The organism is Bacteroides caecigallinarum (assembly GCF_016902295.1).
Taxonomy (GTDB): Bacteria; Bacteroidota; Bacteroidia; order Bacteroidales; family Bacteroidaceae; genus Phocaeicola; species Phocaeicola caecigallinarum_A.
In genome coordinates this window covers 1-11,004 of the sequence record NZ_JACJLQ010000057.1, presented here as the reverse complement: position 1 = coordinate 11,004, position 11,004 = coordinate 1, and the positions used below count along the sequence as shown (strand labels likewise).

Below are 11,004 nucleotides of genomic sequence, written 5' to 3'. Positions count from 1 at the left end.
AATTGTCGGGAAGATTAGCGCACTTACAATCCTGCAATATATTAACTATAAAAATGAGAAACCCATTGGTAGAGTTAAATATGCGCTAATTTAATTCCGCCAACGAGTAGAGGCTTATATTTTTTACTTTCTCAACAATAGATTTACTTATGAATAATCCTAAAGCATAAAATGGATAATACACAATAAGCCTTTCGTCCACATTAATGATATTACAGCATTTAACGATTATCAATATCATTAGAATGCCCCCCCCCATGGTATATCTCAACATGTTGTTAATCCGCAACGATAATAATGGCGTAATTAAGTAGAAGAACATAATCATACAAAAATACCATAATGTAGGAGGATATGGATAATTGAAACAACCCAAGCCTAATATTGTTAATATAAATTGTTTTGTATTTGAAAAGAAAGGCTGGTGGAACAGAAGTCCTCCAACATAAAGAGAACATGCAGATAATAGATAAATAACATAGAATCGGGATAATCGTCTTTTATAGAAATCAATAACATCATTCCATGATGAAATTTTATACTTTGACAAAAAATATCCTGACATGAACGTAAAACATGCAAGACAGCCCCATGTTATAATTTCTCCTACATGAAGAGTTTGTGAACTATATGAATAGGCTTCGGGTAAGTAATTAGATAAATGCCAAAATGCTACAATCTCAATTGCACAAATTGCTCTTACTATATCGAAAATTGAATCTCTTTTTTTTGATTTTATTTCCATGTTTTACGTATTGTTAATGCCAGATTAAGATATTTATCCAATTGTGTTAAAGCATAGTCTATATTGAATTTTGAGTTTTGAGATTGTTCTATTATTCGACTAATGTATGTATCTCGTTCTATCAACATTTTACACATTGCCTCTAATAGAGATTGCCAAGAAACCGCACTAAAATAGATAGCTGAATCATTGAGAATCTCTTTATGACCATCAACATCAGTACATATTACGGGACATCCCAAATGCATAGCTTCTATTGGGGGCATATTGGTAGGTCCGAAGTACGAAGCCATAATAAGGCACGTACACTTTTTATAGAATGTATAGATGGTCTCTTTAGATACATATCCTAAGAAAAGGACATTGGCTTCTAATTCCCATTCAGAGCAAATACTCTTTATGTATTCAGCATTTCCCTTATCACCACCAGTGAATACTACTTTAAAATCAGGATGCTCTTTTTTAAATCTTTTGAAGGCTTCAAGTATAGCCACGTGATTCTTATGTGCCCAAAATTGAGCAGGATAAAAGAAAAACTTATTTTCTGAAAGTCCAAATTTATCAAGAATACAGTGCTGTATATCTTCATTTATTGAAAGATTTATTACATTGCCTGCAAAGATAGGTATAACTTTAATTTTCTCTTCTAACACATTTGCGTATTTAATTAAGGCTCTTTTACCTGCTTCTGATTCAGAAAGTACTAATAATGCCTTAGGAATAATTTCATCAAAATGTTTTTTTCGTCCTTTGAAGTTCCTACCTTGAATAAGTTCTGGAAATGGATAGGTCATATAGTATCCCATATCCCATATTGTGCAGACATAAGGGAAACCATTTAAAATGGTATCATCTTGGTTTATATAATATATGTAGGATATACCTGCATCGTTGAGTTTTTTCTGCCATTTTTTTCTGAATAATATTTCACTTATATATTGTAACCCCTTTGCTATTTTGTAATTTTTGGTAAGTATTTTTATAATCTTCCAATTGTCAGGTATCAATCCAAGGCAAAGTGTATTATCAATTTCCGAACAACTGCTTGGTGATACGAAACACCATTCAAGTCCATTACTAAAATGAAAACTATCTAATTTACTCATTAGAGCATCATAATACGAAAAGCCCCCACCTTTCGTAGGATTATATCCATATCTAAGCCAAATACCAATTTTGTTATTTGCCATGTTTTTTTGTTATTAATTTTGCTAATAATATAATAATAGGTTTAAAAATACCAGTAATGTTTGAGAAAACTTTTGTATATCTATATCGCTCGTTTACATCTAAAGTATCTATGCAAATCTTTAAGATAGCAGCATATTTACAAAAGTGTAAAGGATACTTTAGTATCCATTCATATCTAAACTTAGTAAGGATAAACAAATATCCTTTAACTTCTTTATGTTTATTTGAAGATATTGCATCTGAACTTCCTACATAGTAATCGATTAAAAGTTCTTCAACAGTTTGATATTTTGCAATATTACTTAACAAAATGTGCGTATCCCACTCTTGAAAAGCAGGACAGTCCTCAGAGAGTAGACCAATGTCTTCTAATAATTTTTTACGAATAAGAGTACTACTATTGTCCACATAACACTTTCCTGTTAATAGTTTTTTGTGAATCATACCATTATTAATCCATGAAAATGTTCGTACTTCTGTAAAAGTCTTGGAATCAATGACTCTTGACCAAGTGTTTACTATGTCACAATGTGTATCACATTGCCTTTTGTAGCATTTCTCTAAGAAGTCAGGATGCATAATATTATCCGAATCGAACAATACAATCCAATCTCCTTGTGCTGCAATTATGCCTGTATTTCTAGCTCCTTGAGCCCCTTTTGATCTATTATTTCTAATATAATGGAATCGAGAATCTTTTTGGGAATATCTATTTATAACAGCCTCTGTATCATCCGTAGAATAGTCATCAACTATTAAACACTCCCAATTTAGATATGTTTGTTTTAAAATACTATCAAGAGTCCTACTTATAATGTAAGCTCTATTATACGAAGGGATTACTATTGAGATCATAATCATCCACATAATATTCGGTTAATATATTTTTTTGTTTTCTCATTTTTTAAATTTGGCAATATAATTTTTTTAACAAGTGAAAATTGTATTAAATATATAGCAATGGATGCCAAAAATACAATACAGAAACGCCAAAAATCATGATTGATATCTTTGGTCATACTCAAAAAAAGTACATGCCACAAATAAATCCAAATTGTATTTTGACCTATAAAAAGTATACAATTCATAGTAAAAGGAATCTTAATAAGAATTTTCTCAATAGATTTTCTTATACGCCATAATAACATTGAGACTCCAAGTGTAAAAGATACATAATATAAGTGTGGTGGATATTTGTCGACATCACTTCTCACGAATTCACCATTTACATGATATCTAAAAGTGCACATACAACAAAAAATCACAAGCATAATAAAAGAATACAGTAATATTTCTATATTAGAGAATCTAGTTATTCTAAAACCAATAGCGTAAATCATGACATAAGGGATACAAATCAAGAGCATATAAAGTAAGTACTGTCTTAAATGCTTATTAATAAAATCAAAAGAGTGAAACTCTATCATGCTATCACGTGTACAAATATCAAAAAATAAAAAGAATACGATAACAACAAGAAAGAATACTGTATTATTCTTTATCAATCGATCTTGCCACAAGATTATAGGTGATAAAGCTGCTATAAACAAAAATACACGAATAATCCATACATACCACTCTGTGAGTAATGTGAATGAATATACTAAATGATATGGTGATATATTAACGCTTAATACATAGCATATACAGAAATATACAGAAAGGAATATCCATGTTGGTAAAACTAAACGAACTATTCTTTTCCACATGTAATCGCCATAATGAAACTTTTTATTTTTGTTCATAGTTAAGGCAAATGCTGCTCCAGAGAGCAATATAAGTAATGTAACATCAAAACATACAGTTTGAAGTATCACAACTGATGTAAATGTATGTGCCATAAATATGGCAACTAAACCTATAAATCGTAAAATATCTAATGAATTATCTCTTTTTTTATCATTATATTGTTCTTTTTTCTTTTGTTCTCCAAATTATTATATATATCAGAAATGGTAAAACATCACCATCTACAGGATAATATGACATCACAGACATAATACTTTTTGACAGGATATAAAATGACAATACAAATAATGGAAGTGAGCCTGTACGCATAACAAAGTTACATGATTTACTGGCTATAATTCCAAATATAAAAGAAATGAGAATACATCCAATCCAACCGAAGTCTAGGTAAAAATGTAGCAAGGCAGTATATAGTGCATTCCAATAACCAACCTCAGTACTAAAGCTGATGAACTCATTTTGAATCACATGACCAATTACTGAGTTTGCATTAGGATTATGTGTACCATTTAAAATATTAAAAATAGGATTAATGTAGTAGTCAAATGCTGCTAAAGTTGCTCTACCATGCATGTAACCTCCCATCCTTTGAGGATAGTCGTTATATATTGCATATTCAAGCGCTTTGACCGGGCACGAAAAATATTTTATTGGTTGCTTAATAAGATCTTCTTTAAGATCATAAAAAGATTGCTCTACATTTGTAATATCACCAGATTTAGCAATTGACATTATAGTAAATAATACAATAATCCCTGATATCATTATTGTGACATACCATTTGAATCTTTTTCTAATATAATTTGATTTACAACTTGTTAGCCACAAATAGCATAAAAGAATAATTAGGCCAATAATAAAGAAAGACATTCGTCCACCAAACAGGGATGGATAAAGTACACAATAAAGCAAGGTTATAATAAAACTAGACTTGTGTTTCCCACTAATAAACAAATATGCCATCAATGGAAGTGTAATATTATATACAGGACCTAAAACATAAACATTAAGCAGATAGAATAGGGGTGGATATAAATTACCAGTTAACGAATCTACTCGTAAGCCTCCACCCATATTACCAGCAGATAATAAGATAGGTAACACAAATATAATGTTCATTACTATATATCCTAACAAAGCGATATATACAATATTGACTATCTTAATATTAAATAATGCATCAACTCGTTTATCAATGTATAAATGAGAGATCTCTACATTGTGCCTTGTATGCCTAAATAGCATAAATGCCATAATAAACGCAAGTACTGAAACTATAACTAATAAAAGGATAGAAAACTTAACTCCTCCTACTTGGGATGCGTCCAAAGCTACTAAAAACATATCTAAAAACCAAACCCCAGAAAATATTAATATAAATTTTCCAGAGAAGGATTCTCTGTTTTTCCATAATGATGTAACAACTATGATAAAAAGTATTACTATTAGAATAAGTCTCATTTTTTCTTAATAAATTATTTATAATATTTTTTTTAATTACGTATCATGTTTATCTGTTTCTAAAATTTAAACGTTTTAATTTCTATTTTGCAATAAATCATTAATGAACGATCGAGGAGAATCGAACTCCTCATGCAAATCAGTGCATTTAAAGTACTGTAAATTGCACCTCCAAGAACCGTAAAAGAAATCAAGAGATATGAAAATAATAGATGCTTTATTTCCAAATAAATAATTATTCATTATCACGTTATTATAAAAGCACTATTAGATTAACACTTGACTACTTTTGTTACTTTCTAAAGTCAGAAATTATCTTACAAATAAATTTAATTTGTTCTTCAGTCAAACTACTAGCCGAGGGTAGATAAAATCCATTCTCGGTAAGCCACTCACATACTGGATAATTACCAGAACAATCACAACCATAATTGAGCATTGCCTTCTGTTTATGCATACCAGTAAAAAGAAGACGTGTGTCTATTTCATTTTCTTTGAGGTGTGCAATAAGTTCATCCTTGTGATGACCATATATCTCTGAATCTACAACGATTGTATTCATCCAACAGACGTCTTCACAACCTTCTGCAGAATCTGATTGGAAAATGATGCCAGGAACATCTGCTAGATATTTTTTATAGAGCTGATGGTTACGAATTCGCATTCCTTTGTATTCATCAGCTTTCTCTACCTGTGCAAGACCTATAGCAGCTACCACATTACTCATACGATAATTATAACCAATATTATCATGTTGATAATTACGAGGCCCATCTAAAGGAAAGCAAACATTTTTGAAATAACGAGCCCGATCATAAATTTTCTTGTTATTGGTAACAACCATACCTCCCTCACCGGTCGTTATGTTTTTGTTTGCAAAAAAACTAAAAGCAGCTATATCAGAGAATGATCCCGATTTTTTACCTTTATACAAAGCGCCATGCGCTTCAGCAGCATCTTCTATGATATAAAGGTTATACTTATCAGCAAGAGCATTAATAACATCCATATCACACATTTTTCCGAAGATATGAACAGGCATAATAGCTTTGGTACGTGAAGTAATTTTCTCCTCAATCATCTTTACATCAATGTTCCATGAGTTTTTGTCTGCATCAACGAAAACAGGTTTTGCTCCTGTATAACAAATAGCATAAGCAGATGCAATCATGGTAAATGTTGGAACGATTACTTCATCACCTTTACCTATGCCTAGAGCAACTAAAGCAAGATGAAGAGCAATAGTACCATTACAAACAGCTATACCATACTGACAATCTGAGTAAGCTGCAAACTGTTTTTCAAATTCGTTTACATACTTGCCGGATGAAGAAATCCAACCTGTAGAAACAGCTTCGGTAACATATTTTAGTTCGTTACCTGCGAGCATTGGCTCGCAAACGGGAATAAATGCCATAATATCAAATGTTATTTTAATATAACTTTATCATCTTCTATAGGTTCAAAACGAACCTTGTCTGATGCTCCTGCATAAGGTCCTTGCTTAATTTCAATCATCTCTGATGGCTGTATCATTTTGAATCCATGACCGCCTGCTGCAAGGAGAATAATATCTCCTTTATAGATGATACGTGACTCAAGATATTCTTGATATTGAGAGTAAAAATCGACACGAATAACACCACTTTTAACAACAAGTGTTTCCTGAGTAAAATCAACATTTCGATCTACCCTATTATGTACATGGGGTGCTATTACATAATCTTTTTCACGATTCATATAACCAAGTTGATGTGGGTAATCATCAGGGGTAATAAATGTTATTCCTTGTGCGTGATAATTATCACGAATGATTATACTTAGCAATTCATTGCCATTATAAATTTTCTCAATGTTTTCCATTAATCTTTTATTTATTTTACAATACCTTTTTCAAGATATTCAGCCAAATTAGTTTTGCGAATATTTGCTGCAGCATTATCGGCAGCAATCTTAGCCATATCGTGCTTAACCATTATTTCAACTAACTTTTCAAAGCTAGTTGTCATAGGATTCCAACCAAGTTTTTCTTTAGCTTTGGTAGGATCCCCCCAAAGATTTACAACATCAGTTGGACGATAGAAATCTTCACTTACTTTAACAAGTTCTTTTCCTATAAGTTCTGAAGGACCTGCTATACATACACCAACTTCATTTAAGCCTTTCCCTTTGAATTCAAGAGTAATGCCAGCATATTTAAAAGCAAGAATAGTGAACTCACGTACAGAATGCTGTATACCTGTTGCAATTACGAAGTCTTCTGGTTTATCTTGTTGTAGTATCAGCCACATACACTCTACATAGTCCTTGGCATATCCCCAATCTCTGAGAGAATCTAGATTACCAAGATACAAACAATCTTGTTTACCATGGGCGATACATGCCGCAGCTAGTGTAATCTTACGAGTAACGAATGTTTCTCCACGCCTTTCAGATTCATGATTAAAAAGGATACCTGAACAGCAGAACATATTATAAGCCTCACGATATTCCTTTACAATCCAAAAACCATACAACTTTGCCACAGCATATGGCGAATAAGGGTGGAATGGAGTATTTTCATTCTGTGGTACTTCCTCAACCTTTCCATATAACTCAGAAGTAGATGCTTGATATACCTTACAAATCTTCTCAAGATGATTAGCACGAACAGCCTCAAGGATTCGAAGTACACCAACCGCATCAACATCGGCTGTGTATTCAGGAGAATCAAAGCTAACTTGTACGTGACTCTGTGCAGCCAAGTTATAGATTTCAGTAGGTTGAACCTTACCTACTAATCTCACCAATGACATTGAATCACTTAAATCCGCATAATGTAGATGGAAATTAGGTTCACCTTCAAGATGTGCGATACGTTCACGAAAGTCGACAGATGAACGACGAATAATTCCGTGAACTTCATAACCCTTTGCCATAAGAAACTCGGAGAGATAACTACCGTCCTGACCGGTAACACCGGTGATTAATGCAATATTCTTTGACATAAATGTTAAATGATAATATTAATGTATTGTGATTTATTTTAATGAATTTTGATACCAATCAAAAAGCTTCTTAATGCCGTCCTCAATCTCGACTTTATGTGTCCAACCTAATGAATGGAGCTTACTAACATCTGTAAGTTTACGCATAGTACCATCAGGTTTGTTTGCATCAAAAAAAATCTCTCCTTGAAAATCAATAGTCTTTACAATATATTCAGAGAGTTCACGAATCGTCAGTTCTTTACCTGTTCCAATATTAATATGGCAGTTTCGTATCTCACCAAGCGATGGTATAGCTCCACCACGACCAATACTATGATTGCGATTTACAGTACCATTAGTTGCTACACCATAATGAACTGAGGAGTATTTTTCGATACCTACAATGTCTGAAAAATTGACATTAAGAAGAATGTGAACTGAGGCATCAGCCATATCTTCTGACCACAGGAATTCGCGTAACGGTTTACCTGTTCCCCATAAAGTTACTTTGTTTTTTTCAATTCCATAATAAGCAAGGACTCCACGAATTTCTTGTTCTGAAGAATTACCGTCAATTACAATTCTTACATTTTCTTCAAAAATCTTAGTATCTGTTATTCTTTTGGCCAACTCACTAGGAATATTTGCTCCTACTGGTCGAATTGTAAGGTCTTTACGTATAGTTTGCCAATTATCGTCTGCAATTAGCTTTGCAAGATATATTTTACGTATCATTGCAGGCATAACATGGCTATTCTCCAAGTGGAAGTTATCGTTTGGTCCATAAAGATTGGTAGGCATAACCGCAATGTAGTTTGTACCGTATTGAAGATTATAACTCTCACACATTTTAAGACCCGCTATTTTTGCAATAGCGTATTCTTCATTTGTATATTCGAGTTCGGATGTTAGGAGATAATCCTCTTTCATAGGTTGAGATGCATTCTTAGGGTATATACATGAAGATCCTAAGAAAAGTAGTTTTTCAACTCCATGAGCATATGCCTCACTAATGACATTACACTGAATCATCATGTTCATCATAATGAAATCAGCACGATAAAGACTATTGGCCATAATACCCCCTACAAAAGCCGCTGCTAATATTACAGCAGCGGGATTCTCTTCGTCAAAAAATTTCTTTACTGCATACTGATTAGTGAGGTCTAGTTCTTTGTGAGAACGACCTACAAGATTTTTATACCCGCGGGCTTTCAGATTGTTCCAAATTGCACTTCCTACTAGTCCATTATGACCAGCGATATAAATTTTACTATTCTTATCCATATTTTACTTATGCCACTCCCTAATCCTCTGCTCATCTGAGAGTTTACAGATAAGTAGAATATTATTGTTTTCACTTACGATATAGTTCTTTAGACCTTGGATGACTACTTGTTTACCATTTGGCATATTAATCATGTTACCCTCCGATTCAATTAGCTTCACGCTATCTCCTATGACAGCATTTGCATTTTCAGTGACTTCGTTAGTTTCAGATTTTCTAAGTATTATAGAACGAAGACTACTCCATGTTCCAAGATCGCTCCATCCAAACTCCGCTGGTAGAACATATGCCAAATGAGTTTTTTCCATAATGGCATAGTCTATAGAAATCTTTTCACAAGTTGGAAAAAAATGATTGACAGTTGACTGTTCGTTCTCTGTGAAGAAATTATTTACGTAAGTTTCCAATTTTAGGGTAGCCCCTTTTAGACGGATGCCAGCAGGCACCCGTCTAAAAAAGAGTTCACAAATTTAACGATTATTATTTGCATATTGTCATGGGAAGCAGGTTTTCGTAATCCGTTCTTCCCTTTTTTAATTCTCTGAGCAGCTTGCAGAAGTAGTCCCTGAAGGAGACTCCTACCTGTCTGCAGGTTTCTATAAAGGTATTATAGATTGCGGAGTTCTGTATTCCTTTCACACTTCCGAAGAACAGACTGTTCTTCCGTTGGACGGTAACAGGCCTCAGTGCCCGTTCTGCAGGTAAATTGTCTATTGAGTATTCTCCGTCATTTCTGTAGGCGAAAATCTGATTCCAGAAGGTCTTCAGATAGTTAAGGGCCTTACTCATAAGTTCGCTTCGGCTCTCATCCGGATTTGCAAGCAGATCATAAAGCTCTGTCCTTATCTTATCAATTATTTCCGTCGATTCCTTACTGTTCCTTCTGTGGTAAATCTCGTCTGAAGTGAGTTTTTCCCGGCGGTAAGTATCTTCCATTCCGTATAATTTTGCTATCAACTCAAGGAAGATTCTTGCCTGCAGGCTTCCCTGGTCATAGGCATACTTGAACTTAGCTCTTGCATGAGCCAGACAACAGAGATGCTCTATATCCATAAGTTCGTTGTCAAGATACATATATACGTTGTAACCGTCACTCTGCAGTGATTTGATTTTTGCATCACCAAGAAACTCCTTCAACACGTTTCTGTTCCTGCCTCCATGTTTCTGTACACCTTCATCATCCGTCGTATCCTCATAGAAGAAGATGACTATACGGGCTTTTCTGTTTACCAGACACCACATATAGGTCTTGCGTTTCTTATTGTAGGCGTGATAGCGGAGCCATGTCTCGTCCACATTCACGTTGGCACCGTCCTGAAGGGCTATATTCACATCGTCCTTACGCTCTATTTTCATGAACTTATAGCCCTTTATGAAGGACTTCTCATGAAGGTAGTAGGCATTGCGCTCATAGTGTATCATACGAACCTTGCGCTGGTCTTTAGACATAAACATGTAAACGTCTCCGTTCAGCGGATCTCGGTGATATCTGCCGCGGATTATCTCGCATATACGCTGGGCCTTGCATCTCATGTCATGAAGTTCAGGAAGATAATAGAAGTTATGCAGTCCGTTTATACTTAGCATAAGCCCTCCAGTTT

At 33.8% G+C, this 11,004-nt stretch carries 11 protein-coding genes; all 11 read right to left on the bottom strand.

The genetic code is table 11. The features are described 5' to 3' along the window. Positions 1 to 85 precede the first annotated feature (85 nt). Positions 86 to 745, bottom strand: a complete 660-nt coding sequence (locus H6A27_RS13410; protein WP_204509051.1) for an acyltransferase family protein — start codon at positions 743 to 745, stop codon at positions 86 to 88. After that, on the bottom strand, positions 736 to 1,935 hold the full coding sequence (locus H6A27_RS13405; protein WP_204509050.1) for a glycosyltransferase family 4 protein: 1,200 nt from the start codon (positions 1,933 to 1,935) through the stop codon (positions 736 to 738). Before H6A27_RS13405 ends, H6A27_RS13410 begins: the two co-directional genes overlap by 10 nt. Next, a complete protein-coding gene (locus H6A27_RS13400) occupies positions 1,925 to 2,791 on the bottom strand; it encodes a glycosyltransferase family 2 protein (RefSeq protein WP_204509049.1) in 867 nt (288 codons plus the stop codon). Before H6A27_RS13400 ends, H6A27_RS13405 begins: the two co-directional genes overlap by 11 nt. A gap of 2 nt (positions 2,792 to 2,793) precedes the next feature. Further along, complete coding sequence (locus tag H6A27_RS13395; RefSeq protein WP_338083606.1) at positions 2,794 to 3,810, bottom strand: acyltransferase family protein; 1,017 nt, start codon at positions 3,808 to 3,810, stop codon at positions 2,794 to 2,796. Between the two features lie 28 nt (positions 3,811 to 3,838). Beyond that, positions 3,839 to 5,146: an O-antigen polymerase gene (locus H6A27_RS13390; RefSeq protein ID WP_204509048.1), complete on the bottom strand. Its 1,308-nt coding sequence runs from the start codon at positions 5,144 to 5,146 to the stop codon at positions 3,839 to 3,841. 292 nt (positions 5,147 to 5,438) lie between these two features. Beyond that, positions 5,439 to 6,563, bottom strand: a complete 1,125-nt coding sequence (locus H6A27_RS13385; protein WP_239469691.1) for a DegT/DnrJ/EryC1/StrS family aminotransferase — start codon at positions 6,561 to 6,563, stop codon at positions 5,439 to 5,441. Between the two features lie 11 nt (positions 6,564 to 6,574). After that, positions 6,575 to 7,009 (bottom strand): hypothetical protein, encoded by a 435-nt coding sequence (locus H6A27_RS13380; protein WP_204509047.1) that lies wholly within the window; start codon positions 7,007 to 7,009, stop codon positions 6,575 to 6,577. 11 nt (positions 7,010 to 7,020) lie between these two features. After that, the gene (gene gmd, locus H6A27_RS13375; RefSeq protein ID WP_204509046.1) at positions 7,021 to 8,133 is read right to left on the bottom strand and encodes a GDP-mannose 4,6-dehydratase; all 1,113 of its coding nucleotides are present in this window, start codon (positions 8,131 to 8,133) and stop codon (positions 7,021 to 7,023) included. 33 nt (positions 8,134 to 8,166) lie between these two features. Further along, positions 8,167 to 9,402, bottom strand: a complete 1,236-nt coding sequence (locus tag H6A27_RS13370; RefSeq protein ID WP_204509045.1) for a GDP-L-fucose synthase family protein — start codon at positions 9,400 to 9,402, stop codon at positions 8,167 to 8,169. Between the two features lie 3 nt (positions 9,403 to 9,405). Next, entirely contained in the window at positions 9,406 to 9,711 is a 306-nt protein-coding gene (locus H6A27_RS13365; protein WP_204509044.1) for a hypothetical protein, read from the bottom strand. A 172-nt stretch (positions 9,712 to 9,883) separates the two neighbouring features. Beyond that, a partial coding sequence (locus H6A27_RS13360) for an IS66 family transposase (RefSeq protein ID WP_204509043.1) occupies positions 9,884 to 11,004 on the bottom strand: 1,121 nt, incomplete at its 5' end.

Bases quoted from the DNA above. Each gene is read 5' to 3' on its own strand.
- gmd (WP_204509046.1), bottom strand. From the start codon at position 8,133: ATGTCAAAGAATATTGCATTAATCACCGGTGTTACCGGTCAGGACGGT.
- H6A27_RS13385 (WP_239469691.1), bottom strand. From the start codon at position 6,563: ATGGCATTTATTCCCGTTTGCGAGCCAATGCTCGCAGGTAACGAACTA.
- H6A27_RS13365 (WP_204509044.1), bottom strand. From the start codon at position 9,711: ATGGAAAAAACTCATTTGGCATATGTTCTACCAGCGGAGTTTGGATGG.
- H6A27_RS13390 (WP_204509048.1), bottom strand. From the start codon at position 5,146: ATGAGACTTATTCTAATAGTAATACTTTTTATCATAGTTGTTACATCA.
- H6A27_RS13400 (WP_204509049.1), bottom strand. From the start codon at position 2,791: ATGATCTCAATAGTAATCCCTTCGTATAATAGAGCTTACATTATAAGT.
- H6A27_RS13405 (WP_204509050.1), bottom strand. From the start codon at position 1,935: ATGGCAAATAACAAAATTGGTATTTGGCTTAGATATGGATATAATCCT.
- H6A27_RS13370 (WP_204509045.1), bottom strand. From the start codon at position 9,402: ATGGATAAGAATAGTAAAATTTATATCGCTGGTCATAATGGACTAGTA.
- H6A27_RS13410 (WP_204509051.1), bottom strand. From the start codon at position 745: ATGGAAATAAAATCAAAAAAAAGAGATTCAATTTTCGATATAGTAAGA.
- H6A27_RS13380 (WP_204509047.1), bottom strand. From the start codon at position 7,009: ATGGAAAACATTGAGAAAATTTATAATGGCAATGAATTGCTAAGTATA.